The organism is Pseudovibrio denitrificans JCM 12308, assembly GCF_001310815.1.
Lineage (GTDB): Bacteria > Pseudomonadota > Alphaproteobacteria > Rhizobiales > Stappiaceae > Pseudovibrio > Pseudovibrio denitrificans.
This window is the reverse complement of the sequence record NZ_BAZK01000007.1, coordinates 190,140-208,471: the sequence shown is the minus strand read 5'-3', so window position 1 is coordinate 208,471 and position 18,332 is coordinate 190,140. Positions and strand designations below refer to the sequence as shown.

17 protein-coding genes and 2 pseudogenes are annotated in these 18,332 nt (G+C 53.0%); 14 read left to right on the top strand and 5 right to left on the bottom strand.

The features are described from left to right. Positions 1-3: 3 nt before the first annotated feature. Together add and JCM12308_RS11115 are read right to left on the bottom strand one after the other, a co-directional pair. Entirely contained in the window at positions 4-1,008 is a 1,005-nt protein-coding gene (gene add / locus JCM12308_RS11120) for an adenosine deaminase (RefSeq protein ID WP_054783747.1), read from the bottom strand. After that, positions 1,005-1,937 carry a nucleoside hydrolase gene (locus tag JCM12308_RS11115; protein ID WP_244271878.1) on the bottom strand — a complete coding sequence of 311 codons (933 nt, stop codon included), beginning with the start codon at positions 1,935-1,937 and terminating at the stop codon, positions 1,005-1,007. Before JCM12308_RS11115 ends, add begins: the two co-directional genes overlap by 4 nt. A 71-nt stretch (positions 1,938-2,008) precedes the next feature. Here JCM12308_RS11115 and JCM12308_RS11110 point away from each other — a divergent pair, with 71 nt between their 5' ends. Further along, positions 2,009-2,905, top strand: coding sequence for a LysR family transcriptional regulator (locus tag JCM12308_RS11110; RefSeq protein ID WP_054783745.1), 897 nt, complete (start codon positions 2,009-2,011; stop codon positions 2,903-2,905). A 9-nt stretch (positions 2,906-2,914) separates the two neighbouring features. On the opposite strand, the gene betC is transcribed toward JCM12308_RS11110, so the two are convergent. Further along, on the bottom strand, positions 2,915-4,423 hold the full coding sequence (betC, locus tag JCM12308_RS11105) for a choline-sulfatase (RefSeq protein WP_054783744.1): 1,509 nt from the start codon (positions 4,421-4,423) through the stop codon (positions 2,915-2,917). A gap of 153 nt (positions 4,424-4,576) precedes the next feature. Continuing rightward, positions 4,577-5,124: pseudogene (locus tag JCM12308_RS11100) on the bottom strand (RNA 2'-phosphotransferase). Between the two features lie 178 nt (positions 5,125-5,302). On the opposite strand from JCM12308_RS11100, the gene JCM12308_RS11095 reads away from it, so the two are divergent. From JCM12308_RS11095 to JCM12308_RS11060, 9 genes and pseudogenes are all read left to right on the top strand, one after another. Next, the gene (locus tag JCM12308_RS11095; RefSeq protein ID WP_208609195.1) at positions 5,303-5,689 is read left to right on the top strand and encodes a hypothetical protein; all 387 of its coding nucleotides are present in this window, start codon (positions 5,303-5,305) and stop codon (positions 5,687-5,689) included. Positions 5,690-5,721: 32 nt separating this feature from the next. Continuing rightward, on the top strand, positions 5,722-6,447 hold the full coding sequence (locus tag JCM12308_RS11090) for a HupE/UreJ family protein (RefSeq protein ID WP_054783743.1): 726 nt from the start codon (positions 5,722-5,724) through the stop codon (positions 6,445-6,447). Between the two features lie 11 nt (positions 6,448-6,458). Then, positions 6,459-6,980: a hypothetical protein gene (locus JCM12308_RS11085; RefSeq protein WP_306303336.1), complete on the top strand. Its 522-nt coding sequence runs from the start codon at positions 6,459-6,461 to the stop codon at positions 6,978-6,980. After that, positions 6,980-7,231: a hypothetical protein gene (locus JCM12308_RS32755; protein WP_306303335.1), complete on the top strand. Its 252-nt coding sequence runs from the start codon at positions 6,980-6,982 to the stop codon at positions 7,229-7,231. The genes JCM12308_RS11085 and JCM12308_RS32755 overlap by 1 nt, the downstream gene beginning before the upstream one ends. 586 nt (positions 7,232-7,817) lie before the next feature. Beyond that, entirely contained in the window at positions 7,818-8,888 is a 1,071-nt protein-coding gene (fbaA, locus tag JCM12308_RS11080; protein ID WP_008549066.1) for a class II fructose-bisphosphate aldolase, read from the top strand. Between the two features lie 57 nt (positions 8,889-8,945). Continuing rightward, positions 8,946-9,838, top strand: a pseudogene (locus JCM12308_RS11075) (sugar kinase). Between the two features lie 554 nt (positions 9,839-10,392). Further along, the gene (locus JCM12308_RS11070; protein WP_054783742.1) at positions 10,393-11,598 is read left to right on the top strand and encodes a YadA C-terminal domain-containing protein; all 1,206 of its coding nucleotides are present in this window, start codon (positions 10,393-10,395) and stop codon (positions 11,596-11,598) included. Between the two features lie 17 nt (positions 11,599-11,615). Continuing rightward, positions 11,616-12,113: an invasion associated locus B family protein gene (locus JCM12308_RS11065; RefSeq protein WP_208609194.1), complete on the top strand. Its 498-nt coding sequence runs from the start codon at positions 11,616-11,618 to the stop codon at positions 12,111-12,113. Positions 12,114-12,187: 74 nt separating this feature from the next. Then, positions 12,188-12,634: a PaaI family thioesterase gene (locus JCM12308_RS11060; RefSeq protein ID WP_054783741.1), complete on the top strand. Its 447-nt coding sequence runs from the start codon at positions 12,188-12,190 to the stop codon at positions 12,632-12,634. Positions 12,635-12,660: 26 nt separating this feature from the next. On the opposite strand, the gene JCM12308_RS11055 is transcribed toward JCM12308_RS11060, so the two are convergent. Continuing rightward, complete coding sequence (locus JCM12308_RS11055) at positions 12,661-13,230, bottom strand: TetR/AcrR family transcriptional regulator (RefSeq protein WP_054783740.1); 570 nt, start codon at positions 13,228-13,230, stop codon at positions 12,661-12,663. Between the two features lie 179 nt (positions 13,231-13,409). Between JCM12308_RS11055 and JCM12308_RS11050 the strand changes: the two genes are divergently transcribed. From JCM12308_RS11050 to JCM12308_RS11040, 4 genes are all read left to right on the top strand, one after another. Further along, a complete protein-coding gene (locus JCM12308_RS11050) occupies positions 13,410-14,540 on the top strand; it encodes an efflux RND transporter periplasmic adaptor subunit (protein ID WP_054783739.1) in 1,131 nt (376 codons plus the stop codon). A gap of 3 nt (positions 14,541-14,543) precedes the next feature. Further along, positions 14,544-17,153 (top strand): efflux RND transporter permease subunit, encoded by a 2,610-nt coding sequence (locus JCM12308_RS11045; protein WP_208978459.1) that lies wholly within the window; start codon positions 14,544-14,546, stop codon positions 17,151-17,153. Positions 17,154-17,176: 23 nt separating this feature from the next. After that, on the top strand, positions 17,177-17,773 hold the full coding sequence (locus JCM12308_RS32230; protein ID WP_208978458.1) for an efflux RND transporter permease subunit: 597 nt from the start codon (positions 17,177-17,179) through the stop codon (positions 17,771-17,773). Positions 17,774-18,144: 371 nt separating this feature from the next. Then, positions 18,145-18,324: a periplasmic nitrate reductase, NapE protein gene (locus JCM12308_RS11040; RefSeq protein ID WP_054783738.1), complete on the top strand. Its 180-nt coding sequence runs from the start codon at positions 18,145-18,147 to the stop codon at positions 18,322-18,324. Positions 18,325-18,332 lie beyond the last annotated feature (8 nt).

Sequence of the window (18,332 nt, the reverse complement as noted above, 5' to 3'; positions counted from 1 at the left end):
CCCTCACTCAACCGATGCAGCTTCATAAGCCGCAAGCTTTTCCTGGATGCTTCGCTTGATATCCTCCAGAGCAAAGCTTGCATCGAGAGCCATTCGCGAACTTGTAAGAAAGTCTTGTTCAGTCCAATCGAAGGTACGTGCAACGCGCTCATATTCTTCCGTTAGAGATACACCCGTCGTCGCGCGAGCGTCTGTGTTGAGGCTGAACTTCACACCGGCCTGTTTCAATTGCCCCAGACTGTGGTCTTTCAGCTTTGGGAAGACGTCCGTTTGAATATTACAAGTCGGGCAGACTTCCAGATGTATGCCATCTTTCACCACCCTCTCCAGCACGCGTGGGTCTTCCACAGAACGCACGCCGTGGCCGATGCGGCTGACACCGAGGTTCTCGAGCGTTTCCAAAACGCTGTCAGCCCCGCGCGCTTCACCAGCATGGGCGATGGTGTTAAGGCCAAGCGTGTTGGCTCGGCGGAACGCAGCAATGTGCTCATCCAGTGGGAAATTGGCTTCATCAGCTGCCAGATCCAACGCGACAACACCTTGTGTTTGATAGCGAGCGACAAGATCGGCCACTTCATAGCTCTGTTCTTTGCTGAAATGGCGCAGCGTGCACAGGATCAGTCGGCAATAGATACCCTCCCGCTCACTGCTTTCAAACATCTGAGCAAGCACCGTTTCCACCACCTCTTCAGGCCGCAGACCATTTCGAGTGTGCAAGTGCGGGGCGAAGCGGATCTCTGCATAAAGCACGTTGTCTGCAGCAAGTTGGCGGATCAAACCATCTACGCTCACCTGCAAGGCCAACCTAGTTTGCATCAGCGCCAAAGCTGGATCGATACACTGCAGAAACTGCACCAGATCCTTGCACTTTTCAGGCGCAACAAACGCTTCTTTGTACTCAGCAAGTCTCATGCCTGGCTTTAGGAGAGAGGCGGTCTTGTAGTCAAGACTGCAGTCGATATGCGTATGCAGCTCCACCTTCGGCATTGAACGCAACATATTTGTCATTTCAAAGCTTCCTGCAGCATTTGCCAGAAAATGGTTCTGTCAGCGGTCAACGCCACCTGCGTCGTTTTTGGCTCATCATTGCAATGCCTGTCTTTGAGGATCGTCAGGCCACGCGACGGGCCTTCCCCACACACCACTCTGACAGCGTAAGGCTTCACCTCAGTAATCACAGAAGGGTTCAATGCCGCTGCCATGGTGATCGGGTCAGGCAAATCAAACCCTTCAACGCCCGAGGTTGAACTACAGAACTCGCGCAATACCTTTTGAGAGTTCACAGCGACCTTTGCTTTAGAGGTTCCGATAGCCAGCAGTTCCTCAGCATCAGTGTTGGAGATCCCAGCGTATTTGCGGGAGATGTCCCACCCCACCATCACTTTGGGAATAGCAGAACGGAACACGACATCCGCCGCTTCAGGATCAGCCCAGATGTTGAACTCAGAAACCGGCGTCACGTTGCCATAGCAATCACTGGTGCCGCCCATGATCGTCATTTTGGCGATGTTACCGGCAAAGTCCGGGTCCAGTTTCAACGCCAAAGCAATGTTGGTAAGCGGGCCAAGAGTGACCACCTCCAACTCCCCTTTATGTTGGCGCGCAGCTTCCACCAAAGCGACGGCTGCTGGGATGCCGGAAAGGTCGGCACTGCCTAAATCCAGCCCGATATCCCCCATGCCATCCTCACCATGGATATGCTGCGCCGTTTCCAGCGTGCGGCACAACGGGCTTGCAGCGCCCTCGTGGATCAGAGTCTCAAACTCACAAAGCCGGGCCGTGTAAGCAGCATTGCGAGAAGACAGATGCACCGGCACGTTGCCAGCCACAGTACTGATACCGGCCACCCGTTCTGGCGCCAGCGACAGGGCAATCATCAGCGCAACAGCATCATCAGATGCTGTATCCGTGTCGATCCAGAGCTTATTCAAATTCACCTCCTACTCTTTATGAGTTGAGTATTAGGCTGCTATAATATGCCTGATAATCGAATTTTTGGGATTCTGACTTGAGCAATAGGAAAGTCAATTTACTTGGACGCCTGCCCTCTCTCCGTGCATTTGAAGCAACGGTCAGGTGCGGAAACATAGCTGCGGCAGCCGATGAGCTGTGTGTGACGGAGGGTGCCATCAGCAAACATATCAAGACTCTGGAAACAGAGTTAGGCGCTAAGTTGTTCACCCGTGTCTCTCGCAGAAATTTGCCAACACCGGCTGGAGAAAAGCTGTTTCAGGAAACCCGTAGTGCATTTGCGCTGTTACGCCAGGCAGAGCAGAGCTTTTCTCACGACCTTTCAAGCAAGCCCTTCGTGCTGGCAGCCCCGTCCACGAGCTTGCTGCGCGTGATCATTCCAAACGCACATCTCATTCAGGCGGTAATCGGAGACAGACCCTTACAGTTTGTGGCTGATGACACCCACCGCGGCATAGTGGACGCCTCCTACTCCCTCAGCCTGCGCGTTGAAGAGCTGCCGGATGTACCGAATACAGTATTCAAGTTGGCCGATGAAGAGTTTGGATTGGTGATCTCTCCGCTACTGCTTTCACCGGAAATCGCGAACCCAGCCGCAACACTCACCAACTACAACTGCTTGATCCCAAAAGATCGTCCCCACATCTGGGAGAGCTGGGTGGCTGAGAGCAGCACAACGCTCGCACCTGCGGCCAACACAACGTACTTCGACGAGATGTACCTCGTCCTTCAAGGTGCAGAAGCTGGCCTCGGTCCTACCATTGCCCCGCGCCCTCTTGTGACAGAAGCCCTAAAAAACAACCGCCTCTGGACACCCTTCGGCTTCCACAAACGCAAAGGCACCTACTTCACCATCGCCCCACTGGAAACAGATTTGGACCCGGACTTCCAACGTGTCAGTGAGGTGCTGAAGGGGATGTTTGCACAAGACTAACGTCTTCGCCTACTCCCCACGTGGGAATCGTTGTGTTTCTTCCAGTATGTTCAGATCCATATGGTTGCGCATGTAGCGTTCGGAGGCTTTTTGGAGGGGTTGGTAGTCCCACGGGTAATAGCCACCTTCGCGCAGAGCCTCGTAGACCACCCATCGGCGGGCCTGACTGGCGCGGACATCGGCGTCGAAGCGTTTCAGATCCCAGCGCTCTGCGATCTTCTTCCGGAACGATTCCGCAATCTCTTGGTATTCAGGATCTTGTGCTAGATTGTGCAGTTCGTGCGGGTCGGTCTCCAGATCAAACAACTGGTCTTCATCCAGCAGGCATTTGTTGAACTTCCAGCGATCTTCGCGCAGAGAAACCATAGGCGCATAAGACGCTTCAGCTGCATACTCCATAGCGACAGGGGAGGTCCGCGGTTTCCCCTGGCCGAGCCCAACCAGAGTTTCTCCAGTCGTCCACGGCATCACCTCTTCCATGCTGATCCCTGCCAGATCGCAAAGGGTTGGACATACATCGATATTACTTACAGGCGTGGAGATCAGACCCGGTTGCATCTGCGGCGCGCAGATCATCAAGGGGACACGGGAAGAGCCTTCAAAGAAGGACATTTTGAACCAGAGCCCACGCTCACCCAGCATGTCTCCATGGTCTGAGACGAACAGAATGATTGCCTCCTGCCGGGTGCTTTCCAGCGCGGTCATCACCTCACCGATCTTGTCATCAATATAAGAGATGTTTGCGAAGTAAGCCCGGCGTGACCGGCGAATGTCTTCCTCGGTAATGTCATAGGATCGCCAGTCATTTGCATCGAATATCCGCTTTGAATGGCTGTCATGCTCCTCAAAAGACATGGCCGGAACCTGCGGCAACAGACGCTCACAGTCCTTATAGAGATCCCAGTACTTCTTGCGAGCTACATACGGATCATGCGGATGCGTGAAAGAGACGGTCAGACACCAGGGCCGTTCATCCTTGCCTCGTGCCAGATCATAGACCTTACGCGTGGCGTGATAGGCGACCTCATCATCATACTCCAGCTGATTGGTGATCTCAGCAGTACCGGCGCCCGTCACCGAACCCATGTTGTGATACCACCAGTCAATCCGCTCACCCGGCTTGCGATAATCCGGCGTCCAGCCGAAGTCAGGCGGATAGACATCAGTGGTCAGCCGCTCCTCAAACCCATGTAACTGGTCCGGCCCGACAAAATGCATCTTACCTGTCAGGCACGTCTGGTATCCGGCACGGCGGAGGTGATGCGCATAGGTTGGCAGTGATGAGACAAACTCAGCAGCATTATCATAAACGCCGGTCGCGCTCGGCAACTGCCCTGACATGAACGAGGCCCGCCCCGGCGCACAAAGCGGAGAGGCCGTATACGCGTTCCTGAAGCGGGTCGAGCGCTCCGCCAGTTTTCTGAGGTTCGGCGTGTGAAGCCACTCGGCAGGGCCATCTGGAAACAGGGTTCCATTTAGCTGGTCCACCATAAAGATCAGGATATTCGGTTTGCTCATAAGATTCCGGCTGCATTGCTGAGAAAGATTGCCGGCACACTTAAACCATGCGCTCTTATTGCATCACACGCTCTTTGAGCCGCGACGAGAACAGGTAATAGGCCCGATCAGGAAGGGCTTCGTCAAGGTGGGATCCAAGAGGAGTAAGCTCTCCTATCGCGAGATAAACTCCGGCAAAACAGCTTCTGTCAGCCACACGCCATTATCAGACCGGAAAAACTCGATACCTTTTTGGTGCATTTGCTCGGCATTGATTATCAGAACAATAGGCTTACCATGTCGTTGACCAACCTTGGTGGCGGTTTCCGTATCTTGGGAAAGGTGTACGTGATGGCGGCCTTGAGGCTTCAAACCTTGCTCGGAAATAGAAGCCAGTTGCGCTCTTTGGTGCCGTGATAAAGGGTTGCTGGTGGAGTAACTGGTTTCAGCTTCAAATCAACCTGAACTGAGTGGCCCTGATTGGCGCGAATGCGGGTTTTGTCCTCGGATAGCTTAAAGCGCTGCTTATCGCTTTCAATCACGATCTGCTCAATCACTTCAGGCGTCAGGACAACCTGAGGCCTGGCCTTTTCTATGAGTTCAGCAACGCTCGCCCACCCTTCTGGGTCCAGCTGCAGTCCAATTTCCTGCGGTTTGTGCCTCAGCACAAAACTAAGGAACTTGCTGATCTCAGTACTGTTGTTTTTCTTATTCTTCGACATGGCGCTATAACTTCGTGCTGGCAATAAATATGAGGTAATGGCTGCAAGCTAACGCAACACCCTCTGTTTTCCAAGCCACTCAACTTTCCGGTCTTTTTCTCATGTTCAGTCCATGGTATTGCCATAGTCCTCTGACTAATCAGCGCTATTCATTGTTTGAGAGTTGAACGACTGCTGCATGCCGTTTCGTCTTGTGTCATTGCTGAGAACTGCCCTGCTCACGTGCATCACTTTGATGCTCGTGTTTTCAGTCATGGGTCGCTCAACACCGTCGCATGATATGAACGCGTTGGCACAGACGACCTATCAGCAACATATGATGGCAGACGCGCATGATTTAGATGCAGATCATAGCCACGATATGCTTGAGGATGACCTACAAATCTCAGGTCACCTGCACGGGCATAACTCCGCTGATCACTCTCATGAAGCCCCCGCTGAGCCTGTCTTCACACGCCTGGTTATTACTGCTGAAGTTGGCAAGCATTCTGCTTTGCCCATCAAGAGCCTGCGGTTTGATCTTGCTTCCCGGCTGGAGCGCCCTCCCCGTTTTTTCCTTCTGTAGCACCAATCCCATAAACTACAGTTGGATTTTCCATGAACTTACATCTTCAGCGCGCAGGCGCTGAGCGGTGGACGTCAACGCGTCTTCTGCTGCTTTCCTGCATTCTACTGCTGGCAATCACATTGCCTGCGGCAGCCCACGGCATTGCGACCGGTGACAAGGGCTACATTCAAGAGATCTCCGGGATCAACATCATCCCCTTCATGTATCTGGGGGCCAAGCATATGGTCACGGGGTACGATCACATCCTGTTCCTGCTCGGGATCGTGTTCTTCCTCTACAAGACCAAGGACATCGGCGTTTATGTGAGCCTGTTCGCAATCGGCCACTCCACCACGATGCTGCTCGGGGTTTATTTCAACATCGGCATCAACGCCTACATCATCGACGCGATCATCGGCTTCTCGGTGGTTTATAAGGCGCTCGACAACATGGGCGCTTATCGGGTCTGGTTTAAGTACCAACCCAACACCCGCCTCACCACACTGATCTTCGGGTTCTTTCATGGCTTTGGCCTGTCCACCAAGATCCTCGAGTATGAGATCTCACCGGATGGACTGGTGCCAAACCTTCTGGCCTTCAATGTGGGGGTCGAACTGGGTCAGTTGCTGGCTCTGAGCGGTATTCTCATTGTTATGGGCTATTGGCGGCGCACGCAGACTTTCTGGCGCTACGCTTACTCCCTGAACACCACCATGATGACTGCAGGCTTTGCGTTGGTTGGATACCAGCTCACGGGCCTCATCCTATCTTTTTAATGTGAGGCTCCATGTACAACACAACTCCACCAAAGCGTTCTGAGCTGCCATCCTCTGCGCAACTGAAACGCTCCACCATCATCGCCGCTCTTTCCGCGCTGGTTCTTCTGGTCGTGGTGATCCTGCCCTCTGAGTATGGGGTAGATGCCACGGGTATGGGCCGTGTTCTGGGACTGACGGAAATGGGTGAGATCAAAACACAGCTGGCAGAAGAAAGCGCCGCCGATGCAGCCGCGACAACAGCCTCTGCTCCTTCCGCTGCCAATCAACCTGCAGCAGCACCTTCTCCTGAGCTGACGAGCCGCGTGGATGAGATTGAGCGCAAGCTGGCTGAGGTGATGCTGAAGCAACAGCTGCGCGAACGTGTTTCCACCACGCGTCGTCCCGTCGAGAGCGCGCCAACAGCCCCAGTACAGGCAGTTGCAACAACTCCCGTAGTTCAGGCTCCCACTCCAGCCCCAACGCCTGCCATCAAAAGCGATCAGGCCACTGTTCAGTTGGAGCCGGGTCAGGCATTGAGATCAAACTGGTGATGAAGGCAGGCAAGACAGCAACGTATCGCTGGACGGCCAACGGCAGTGTTTTGAACTACGACACCCATGGAGATGGCGGCGGTCGCTCCATTTCCTACGTGAAAGGTCGTGGTGTGCCGCAGGATGAGGGAGAGCTCACGGCTGCATTTGATGGCAACCATGGATGGTTCTGGCGCAACAGAACTAACAGCCCTGTCACTTTATCTCTGCAAACACGTGGAGAATACGAGTCGTTCAAACGAGTAAAGTAAGCGACTCACCAAGTTGACCTAATCGTCAATTCGGGTGGTTTTTCTATAGTGCTCCGGCAAAATGCCTGAGAAACTGAAAAATCACCCGGGTTTTCCCCCAAAGCGCACAATATTCGGCGACAATCTGTCATGGGGTTCAATACCTATTACTCGAGGTAATACTGATATATGTGTCGCCAAAGCGCTTTGGTACAAATAATATTGCAACTAACCCGCACATTCCCCTCAGTCATTTTGTGATTTGTCATATGAGCGGATTTTAAATCGTTATAATCTCCTCAAATCACGCAGATATGCGCTTGCATCATATACGTATTCCTACTTATTTCATTCTAACGCGTTTCGATGCACTTTCCATTCAAATCTTTTTGCACCCGGTGAAAAGTTTTTCACCTGCAAGGTTTGCCGCCACCCTCGGCAAGCCTCATTCGGGGCCTTACAGCAGCTATACCCCCTTTTAGCTGGTGCGTAACAACCGAACCACATGAGTAAAAGCGAAGCTCGTTCCCAGCTGTTATATTGCAGCGTTCCCTCCTCCCGGGCTTCGCTTTTTACTCACTCAACATGCGATCGGGAGACCTTTAAGGTGACGAAGCTGCGTCCAGGCGTCATTTTTGGCGAAGAATACAAAACCCTCATTCAGGCAGCACGCGAAGGGCAGTACGCTCTTCCAGCAGTAAACGTAGTTGGCACCAACTCAATCAACGCAGTGCTCGAAGCTGCGGCAGCCAACAAATCCGACGTAATCGTACAGCTCTCAAACGGCGGCGCACAGTTCTATGCTGGTGCAGGCATGCCGGATAGCTTCCAGGCCCGTGTTCTTGGCGCAGTATCTGCAGCCCAACACGTGCACCTGCTGGCAAAACACTACGGTGTTTGCGTTGTTCTGCACACAGACCATGCAAACCGTAAACTGGTGCCTTGGCTGGAAGCGCTTATCTCGCACGGTGAAGACTACTTCCGTGCAAATGGCCGTCCACTCTTTACTTCTCACATGCTGGATCTTTCAGAGGAAACTCTGGAACACAACCTGTCTGAAAGTGAGCGCCTGCTGAAGCGCATGGCTCCACTGCAGATGAGCCTTGAGATTGAACTGGGTTGCACCGGTGGTGAAGAAGATGGCGTTGGTTCTGATGAAGACATTGGAGCAGACAACCCGAAACTGTACACCCAGCCAGAAGATGTGCTGGAAGCGTACGACCGCCTCAACCCACTGGGTCACTTCTCTGTGGCTGCTTCCTTCGGCAACGTGCATGGCGTTTACAAGCCAGGCAATGTAAAGCTGCGCCCTGAGATTCTTCGTGAAAGCCAGAAACTGGTTCGCGAAACCCACAACCTGGGTGAAAACCCACTGCCACTCGTGTTCCACGGTGGTTCCGGCTCTGAAAAAGAGAAAATCGCGGAAAGCCTCGGCTATGGCGTGTTCAAAATGAACATCGACACCGACACTCAGTTCGCATTCTCTGAAAAAGCGGGCGCTTATGTGTTCGAAACGCCAAATGCGTTCAAACACCAGATCGACCCAGAGACCGGCACACCTTATAAGAAGGTCTACGATCCGCGCAAATTGCTGCGGGAAGGTGAACAAGGCATCATCACTCGTTTGACAGAAGCCTTTGACGACCTTCGCAGCGCTGGTAAATCTCTGGCGCAGTAAGAATGACCTCTCCGGCCACACGTTGGGGGTGTGGCCCGGACTTTAATGGAGTACAGGATGAAAGCGCTATTTATTGGCCAGTCCTATATTGACGTGACCTTTTTGTCAGAAACCATGCCGGAAGGTGATGAAAAGGCAATTGCGCAGGATTACGCTGTCAGCTTTGGTGGCAACGCTGTAACTGCAGCCTTCGTCTGCGCAAAACTGGGCATCGCCCCAGATCTGCTGTGCTCCATGGCAGATGATTGGCTGTCCCGCATGTTCCGCGATATGGCGGCCAAGTATTCCATTCCGATCCACGGTGCCAAGGTGAAGGAAAGCTCCCTTTCCTTCATCATGCCAAAAGACGGCAAACGTGCCATCGTACGCTGCCGTGACAACGACTTCCTGCATCCGTTCCCTGAACTGAACCTTGCTGGCTGTCAGGCATTGCACGTGGATGGTCACATCCCACATGCGGCTCTGCACTACGCAAAGCTATGCCGTAAGCACGGTATCCTCACCTCTCTGGATGGTGGTGCCGTTCGTGAGAACACCGAAGAGCTGCTCGACTACATTGATGTAGCGATCGTCTCCGAACTGTTCTGCGAGCAGCTCGGCAAATCACCAGAAGACACCCTTGAATACCTGCGTGCCAAAGGCGTGAAGGTGGGTGGTGTTACACAGGGTGAAGAAGGTCTGCTGTGGTACGAAGACAAGTGCCCAATCAAGCGCTTGCCTGCTCTGAAAGTTCCAAAGGAGCGCGTCCTCGACACCAACGGTGCGGGTGATACCTTCCACGGCGCTTATGTGTACGGCTACCTGGCAGATCCTCAAGGTACTTGGGAAGACCATTTCAAACTGCTCGTGCGGCTTCCGCACACGCCATTCAGTTCCTCGGCAACGAGGCCTCTCTGCCGACCGTTCTTGATCTGGACAACGTGCAGAAAAACTTTCCTGCGGGCGACTAATCTAAGCGGCTTTGCCATTGGTGAAGCCATTTAGAGCCAAATAAAAACAATAAGAACGAACAAAAACAATAATAGGCCCCACATCGGGCACATGTTCATGTGGCGCTCGCACACTCAAAAAGCCCCGTCTCTCCATGAGGCGGGGTTTTTATTTTCTCGCACGTGCTTTTGCTGAGCAGCGTTATCCCAAGTCGCCTACTGTCAGCTATACCCCCTCGATTCAGGCGGACCATAAACGATAGAAAGTCTTTGAAGGCGTCGATTTCCCACGAGAAGATATCACTGAGATTCAGGAAATCTCAGGCTTCTTATTCCTTAAATACAATAGCCCTAAATAATATTGGCTTTGTTTCACTAATATTCTTCGCCAGATCCTAAGAATATAAGTAAGCACATGATGAAGTCAGCTGATCACAGACTTCTTTCACACGAACATAAATTGCTTACCACTAACTGCTCGCCTGACGCGACAGAACAATTTCTGCATGCCAACTCAACAGGTTCTGGCGGCAGTATTTAACTCAGTTTCTATTGTTTAAAACAGGGTTTATACTATGACTCATCTTAAATACTCATGTGCATTCATCGCGTTATTGGCGAGTGCAGGCATGGCACACGCGGGCACAATTACCATCACCACTGACGGCAGCGATGTGGTGACCGCTTACACAGGCTCTTCAGACAACGCTACCACGGCCTATGATGAGACCACGGAAACCGATATTACCGAAAGTGCGAATGTAGACCGCATCTTTGCAACCGAGATCAACGGCAACGCCGCGAATATCGCAAGCAACGCTCAGACCATCAGCGATTTTGAAAAACTGTTCGGCACCGTTCAGACAACAGCCCCAGCAGCGATCTCTGATGCAGTGAAAGACCCGCTGAAAAATGCAACTGGAACGCCAGTTGAAGACGTTCGTGCGATTGAAGGGGCACTGAAAGACGGAACCACAGCCAAGACCGAATGGAAAGCCTATCTGGATCACGTGGAAGCCAAAGCAGCTGCTGGTGAAAAGATCACCATGGATGCCCCAGCAGATCCGGTAGCAGCTGACTTCACCAGTGGCGCTCTGCCGGCTGATATGGCCGCAGATCTGGCTGCACTTGGGACTGCTGTCGGCGATTACACAACCGAGCAACAGCCGCACGAGGACTACAGCGTATTCACCACAGCAAATGGTGCAAATGCATCTGGCCGCGCAACCGCTCAGGCGCTGGCGAATGGCGAAGGCCTGGCGAACGGTATTCTGGCTTCTTTCAACGCCGTTGATGCCAAGATTGGCGACATCAGTACACTGCCAAGCGACCTTCAAGCGCCAACGCCCGCAGACACCACTGTGGTATCTGCAGTCACCAAGCTGAACGAAAAGGTCGGTTCACTGGCTGATCTGAACTCAACCTTCACCGGCACGGCACGCAACAACGTTGTTGCCGCGGTGAACAGCAATGCGGAGCGGATTACAGCCAACAGCGATGCGATCGCCAACAACAGCTCACGCATCGTCTCACTGGAAGAAGATGTCGATGAACTACAGGCAGGTGTCGCCATGGCGATCGCAATTGCCAATGCGCCAATCATTCAGGGCGGCTACAACGGCCTCTCCCTCTCAGGCGGCTTCGGCCACTTCAAGGGCAAGTCTGCAGGTTCTATGAAAGCTGCGTTCATGCCGATGGATAACATGGCAATCACCGCTTCTGTCGCAACCGACTTTGATGACAACGTCGCAGCCGGTGCTGGTCTGGGTTTCTCATTCTAATTTAGCAGGAGAGGCATATGAGCCGACTTCTCACATTTCTCTGTGTCGCCTTCGCCATGGTTTTCCATAGCGGGGGTCTTCTCGCTCCTTCCTCCGCTCAAGCGAAAGAAGAATGGTCCGTGCAATGCAGCCGGCAGCAATGTCAGATGTATGCCGAGATCCGCCTGCAAAACGGAACGCTGTTTAACAACATCGCCTTCCGCAAGCTCAACGCCACCACTTACGCTGGTATTGTAAAACTGCCGTTGGGCATTCACATCCCTAGTGGCATCAACATCGGCATCGATCAGGCTGCCATTATTCAGGCGAAGCTGATCACCTGCAATCCAGATGGCTGCGAAGCTGCCTTTACTGCGAACCAGACGGTCGTCGACTTCCTCAAGCGCGGTGAAAAGATGTCCATCCTTGTACGCAAGGCAGGCGACAGAAAGCAGTTGGCCCTCAACTACTCCCTCATGGGTTTCACCCGCAACTGGAACGAGTTCCACAAACGCATGGAAATCCTGATGCCGTAGCCGGATGGTCAAATGGATTTCTGAGAGAGAGTAAGCTACTGATATGCCTAGGACCTGAGGGGAACTAGGCTGCTGTGACATATTCATTCAATACCGATAAATCCATTTCCATTCGCGACGAGACCGAGTTTCAGCGGTTTATTGGGTATGAGCTGGAGTTGTTTCCAGAAGAAGGCAAGGCAATTTGTGCGTTGGATATCGATGCGAAGTATGCCAACCGGAGCGGGGTGGTTCACGGCGCAATTGTGACCATGTTGCTGGACAACGCCTGCGGAGCCTCATGCAGTGCCTCTGTTGATCCAACCGGGAAACAGCCGTTTGTTACGCTGTCTCTCACCGTCAACTTCATTGCCCCGGCAATTTGCAAGCGGTTGGTGGCCAAAGGCAAAGTGGTTGGTGGCGGCAAGTCTACCCTGTTTGCTGAGGCAGAACTGTTTGATGAGAAGAACCAGCTGATTGCCACTGCGACCGGCCCATTCAAACGCGCCCCGCAAAGAGACGCGCGGCTTGATGATGCGTGAGCGCATGAAGCGGCTCGCCTGAACCGTCAGGACTTGGGGCTCACCCCTTCAAAGAACGTGGTTGTCAGCAACCGCGTGACTTCTTCAATGCTGGCCTCTCCTCTGGCGTTCATATCCCACGCAGTAAAGATGAGCATATCGTAAGTGTTCATCACCCACCGCGTCGGCATGTCATTGCGGATGTCACCATCTTGCTTGGCTTGCTCAATGGCCAGGATTGTCTCATTTTCCATCATCGCATAACGGGGATCTTTGCTCAGGACACGTTCCCCTTCCACCCAGAAGGTTGATAGGAATCGCAGCTTGTTGGCCAGCGGCATCATCAGTTCCACAGCACGCAGCATGGCTTTTTTGCCGCGAAGGTTTTCGTTCTCCATCGGCATCAACGCGTTGACCAAATCATCAAAGCTGACCGCCAGAATTTCCTCAACCAGCGCTTCACGAGAAGCAAAGTGTCTGTAAAGCGTGGCACGGCCAATTCCGGCAATCTCCGCTATTTCCGTGAGAGAAGCCGTTGGATTTACAGGCAGTTCTGCCAGTCCGGCTTCAATCAGGGCACTGCGGGACTTAACAGCCCTTTTATCACGCAACAACATTTTTACCCTCATTTTATGAGACATACTTGTCTCACATACAAACATTATGATACACACTCGTCTCATAAATCAAGATCTGTGTGATCACGAGGCGTTCACTCAGCGATAACCGGTCATTTCATAGGCCTTCAACAAACTCTGAAATCTGCCTCATTTAACCTATTGCTCAGGAGCACTGAATGTCCAAGCGGATTGTGTGGTTGTCAGCAGCACTGGTGCTGCTGGGAGCTGTTGGTACCTATGTTCTTTCGCTCGAAGACACAAGTGATGTCGACATTGAAGAAAAAGAAGTTGCGCTGCCGGTTGTCAGCTATGTGACCGCACAGGCAAACGACAACACCGGCCATATCTCTGTTTTCGCAGAAGTTCGCCCGCGCTGGACTGCTGATCTGAAAGCGCAGGTCTCCGGCAAATTGCTCACAGTTGCTCCCCAAGCACTGGAGGGCAAGCAGGTTGCCAAAGGCGAAGCCATGGCAGAGTTGGAAAAGCACACTTATGAAGCACAGCTGGAAGACGCCAGATACCAGCAGTCCACCGCTGAGTTCAATCTGAAGAAAAAGCAGAACAAGCACATTCTTGCGCTGAAAAACTGGCGCGCTGTGAACCCACAGGAAGAGCCGCCGGAGATGGCCGTGCATATTCCGGAGTTGCGCGTTGCCGAAAAAGCGCTGGAAGCTGCGGTTCAGAAGGTGAAAGTCGCTCAGTACGATGTGAACGCGACCACCATCAAAGCCCCGTTTAGCGGTTTTGTGACCAAGCGCCATGTCAGCATCGGCCAAAGTATCTCGGTGGGTGATACGCTCTTTACTCTGCTCGACGCAGAGCAGTTGGACATCACCGTTTCGCTGGATAAAGACCAGTGGGACCTGCTGGAGAAAGCGTGGAGGGAGTTTCCGGCCAAGATCTATAACTCCAGCAAGGAAATGGTTGGCCTCGCTAAAATCCAACGCGGCGGTGGGTTCCTTGACCCAAAATCCCGCAGGTATCAGCTGTTTCTGGAAGTGGTCAACACGCCTGAAACCTCCATTCTGCCGGGTGAGTTCGTCACCGTGGAACTGCAAAGCCGAACCGTTCAAGACAGCCTGAAGCTGCCAGCAACGGCGCTGACACAGGAAGGCTTCATCTGGTTCCTGAACAACAAAGACGAACTGCAGCGTTTTGAGGCCGACGTCATCTTCCGCGATGACACAGACATCATCGTTCATATGCCCGAAGTTTTGCGCGATTTAGGTGAAAAACGCGTTGTTCAGTTGCCAATGGCCGCATTCCTGCCGGGTCAGCATGTTGCCCCAACACCAGCGGGGCACTAACCCATGACGTGGCTCACAAACTGGTTCATCCGAAATCCGGTCGCTGCCAATCTCATAATGGCGTTCATCTTACTTGTCGGGGTGTCCTCTCTTATGAACATCCGCATCGAGGGCTTCCCCAAGCTACCAGCGGACACAGTAACGATCACCACCGTTCTACCAAATGGCTACACCGAGCAGGTTGATAAGCAGATCACGCGCAAGGTGGAGAAGGCGCTTGAAGGGTTGGCGGGTGTCAAACACATCAGCTCACTCTCGCAGCCGGGGCTCTCAACTGTCTCTGTTAAGAAGACCAGTGACACCAAACTCAGCACGCTTCTGGATGACATCCGCCTCAAAGTAGATGGCATCTACAATCTGCCGAAGAAAGCAGAGCGGCCTGTTATTGAAAAAGAGAGCATGGATATGCCTGCCATGTTCGTGCAGGTCTATGGGGATGCTGATTTCAAAACCTTGCAGCGCATTGCACGCCAACTGCGCAATAAGTTGCTGGCCAGCCCGGAAGTGTCGCGCCTGAAACAGTGGGGCCTGCAGACCGAGCAGATCAAGATCGGGCTGGAGCCGTACACGCTTGAGCGCCTGAACCTGACGCCTGAGCAGGTGATGAACCGCATCCGTGCCTCATCGCTCTATTTCCCAGGTGGTACGCTGAAGACCGAGGGCGGGTACATCTCTTTGCGCGCTGACAGTCAGGCCTATTATAAAGCCGACTTCGAGCGCATTCCGGTCATCGAGTGGGACGATGGCACGACGACAACTCTGGGCGATATCGCCACTGTAGAAGATGCGTTCGCTGACATTGATATGGAAGCCCGCTTCAACGGCAAAGAGTCTGTCGGGCTGGAAGTTCTGATTGGCCGCAAAGACAACCTTATTAATGTCTCTGAGGATGTGAAGAGCATCATCGCGGACTTCCGCAGCACACTGCCAAGCGGTGTAAAGGTGGATGTCTGGGGCAACTCCAGTGATTACATTGAGGATCGTCTCAGCCTTCTCAGCTCCAACGCCCTGCAGGGTCTGGCGCTTGTGCTGCTGATGCTATCGCTGTTCCTCAACATGAAGCTGGCCTTCTGGGTTGCGATGGGGATCCCGATCTCGCTGGCTGGTGCGTTTGCTGTGGCCACCACGGGATGGATCGACTACTCGCTCAACGACATCACCACGTTCGGCCTCATCATTGCCCTCGGTATCCTCGTGGATGATGCCGTGGTCGTGGGGGAAAGTGTCTTTGAACAACGCAAGCGTTATGCGAACCCGTTGAAGGGAACGGCTGCGGGCGTCCATAAAGTCGCTGTGGCCACCATCTTCGGTGTGCTGACAACGACGGCGGCCTTCTTCCCGATGCTGCTGATGAAGAGTGAGCTTGGCAAGATCCTTGGCAGCTTCTCCGGCATTGTTATTCTGGCGCTGCTGTTCTCGTTGTTTGAGAGTAAGTTCATTCTGCCAGCACACCTTGCTTACATCTCGTTGGATGAGAAGAAGCAGAACATCTTCTCCCGGTCCTGGGGCAAGGTGCAAGGCGTGGCGCGTGGTGGTTTGTTCTGGTTCCGTGACACCATCTACTTTCCAACCCTCAAATGGGCGATCCGTCAGCGTTATGCTGTTCTGGTCGGCTTCATTGCTGTGGCGGCGCTCGTGTTCGGGTTGATGTGGAAGGGTAAGATCCATTCAGTGTTCTTTCCGGAAATTCCGGGGCAATACATCGTGGTGAACATGGAGATGGATCCGCGGGCTCCGTTCAACCTGGCACAGAGCAACATCACGCTCATCGAAGACATGGCCCATGCGGTTGATCGGCAGTACGCCGAGAAACAGCCGGACGTGGGTGGCGTCATTCAGAACATCTTCCGCATTGTTTCAGACAGCACCAATGCGACCATCTACGCAGAGCTTCGCCCTCTGGAAGAACGCGGAGAAGCTAAGACAGCGGATATTCTGCGTGAATGGCAGGACCGCACCGGTACTTTGGAAGGTGTTTCCAAACTCACCTTCTCGGGCTTTGAAGAGATCGGTGGCGGTTTCAAGATCCGTCTGTTTGGCGAAGACGCAGAGCAACTGAAGCTAGCAAGCGCGGAGCTGATGGAACAGCTTGGCCAACGTGCCGGTGTCAGCAATCTGCGCGACACCTTTAAGGCAGGCCAGCCAGAACTGCGCCTGACAGTGAAACCTGAAGCACGCCATCTCGGCTTTACCGCTGAGCGGCTCGCCAGTCAGGTCTCCAACCAGTTTGGCGGTGGTGAGGCACAGCGCATCCAGCGTGGCAACTCAGAGGTTCGCGTCATTGTCCGCAACACGCTGGATGCACGTGATGCCATTGAGGATCTGCTGCAATCCCGCTTGCGCAGTGCAAACGGGGATTGGGTCACTCTGCAATCTGTCGCCAACATCGAGGCACGATACGTGCCTGGGTTCGTGTACCGCAGAAACGGCGATCAGGTCGCCACTATCGAAGCTGACATCAACAAACAGATCGTTGCTCCTGCCGAGCTCGGTCAGGATATCTTCACCTCCGTTGTGCCCCAACTACAACAGAAGTATCCCGGCGTGAAAATTAAGCAGGGTGGCGAACTGGAGGAAATGGGTGAAGTGAAAGGCAACATGAACCGCGCCTGATCATCACCTGTTTCCTCATCTTTGTGCTGTTGGCGATCCCGCTGAAGTCCTACTTCAAGCCGCTGATCATTATGTCCGTGGTACCATTTGGTGTTGTCGGGGCCATATTGGGCCACGCCATCATCGGCATCCCGTTCAGCATGATGTCTATCTTCGGCTTGTTGGCACTGATCGGTGTGATCGTCAACGACTCCCTCGTCATGGTCACTCACTACCTTCATCTGCGTGAGGAGGGTGTCGAGCACATCGAGGCGACGGAGCGCAGCGGCATGGATCGCTTCCAGGCAATCTTCCTGACAACGGCGACAACTGTCGCTGGTCTGATGCCGCTGATGAGCGAAACCTCCGAGCAGGCCATGTACCTGATCCCGGCTGCGGTCTCCCTTGCTTATGGGGAGATTTTCGGGACGCTTATTACTTTGATCCTGATTCCAGTACTTGTCGCCATAGCAGAAGATATTCGCGTCTTTTTCTTCGGCAAACGCGATAACGCATTGGAATATGCGCAAATGGAGCGAAAAGAAGCCCGTGAGGCTGAGGAAAAGCAGGCGATTTTAGAAAAATCCCCAAAGAATAACGGAGATATAAAACCTGAGGGTTTCCCTCTAGAAAAAGCTTAAATGAACCTTACGATACGGCCTCCCCTAGCGGAGGCCGTTTTTTGTTAAGGACTTACCTTGCGAAATCTGCTATTTAACCCACTGTGAATCCGCAGAATTTCGCCGCTAAGTATATATTAGCGATTTCTCAAAGGTTAAACTTCACTATATTTGAATATGCTAATATAGATTATATATTAGAAATGCATCATGCACTTATATATTGCGAAATATCAAAGAGAAAAAATCTACTAATTCAAAATTGATTGCACTCAATTTGTACTTTTTCTAATTCCTCTAGGTTCCTGCGCGTACGAGCGGGCACGTATAACGTAACGGTGTCTGCTCCAATCAATAGCTGCCAAAAGCAGCTGTTAGACCGGAGTACGCAAATGGCTGGCATAAGCCAAAACACCCAGACTACCACTCCAGAAGTGAGCAAAGGTCGCGAGCGCACAGCATTCCTGTTGCTGGCGGTTGTCCTGGCTCCAGTTCTGATGACTGCAGCGGTTGCCGGATATGGTTTCCTTATCTGGATGTCGCAGATCCTGCTTGGCCCACCATCATTCTAAGAGGTGAC

Bases quoted from the DNA above. Each gene is read 5' to 3' on its own strand.
- JCM12308_RS11090 (WP_054783743.1), top strand. From the start codon at position 5,722: ATGAACTTACATCTTCAGCGCGCAGGCGCTGAGCGGTGGACGTCAACG.
- betC (WP_054783744.1), bottom strand. From the start codon at position 4,423: ATGAGCAAACCGAATATCCTGATCTTTATGGTGGACCAGCTAAATGGA.
- JCM12308_RS11050 (WP_054783739.1), top strand. From the start codon at position 13,410: ATGTCCAAGCGGATTGTGTGGTTGTCAGCAGCACTGGTGCTGCTGGGA.
- JCM12308_RS32755 (WP_306303335.1), top strand. From the start codon at position 6,980: ATGAAGGCAGGCAAGACAGCAACGTATCGCTGGACGGCCAACGGCAGT.
- JCM12308_RS11065 (WP_208609194.1), top strand. From the start codon at position 11,616: ATGAGCCGACTTCTCACATTTCTCTGTGTCGCCTTCGCCATGGTTTTC.
- JCM12308_RS11055 (WP_054783740.1), bottom strand. From the start codon at position 13,230: ATGTTGTTGCGTGATAAAAGGGCTGTTAAGTCCCGCAGTGCCCTGATT.
- JCM12308_RS11085 (WP_306303336.1), top strand. From the start codon at position 6,459: ATGTACAACACAACTCCACCAAAGCGTTCTGAGCTGCCATCCTCTGCG.
- JCM12308_RS11045 (WP_208978459.1), top strand. From the start codon at position 14,544: ATGACGTGGCTCACAAACTGGTTCATCCGAAATCCGGTCGCTGCCAAT.
- JCM12308_RS11040 (WP_054783738.1), top strand. From the start codon at position 18,145: ATGGCTGGCATAAGCCAAAACACCCAGACTACCACTCCAGAAGTGAGC.
- JCM12308_RS11095 (WP_208609195.1), top strand. From the start codon at position 5,303: ATGCCGTTTCGTCTTGTGTCATTGCTGAGAACTGCCCTGCTCACGTGC.
- JCM12308_RS11070 (WP_054783742.1), top strand. From the start codon at position 10,393: ATGACTCATCTTAAATACTCATGTGCATTCATCGCGTTATTGGCGAGT.
- add (WP_054783747.1), bottom strand. From the start codon at position 1,008: ATGACAAATATGTTGCGTTCAATGCCGAAGGTGGAGCTGCATACGCAT.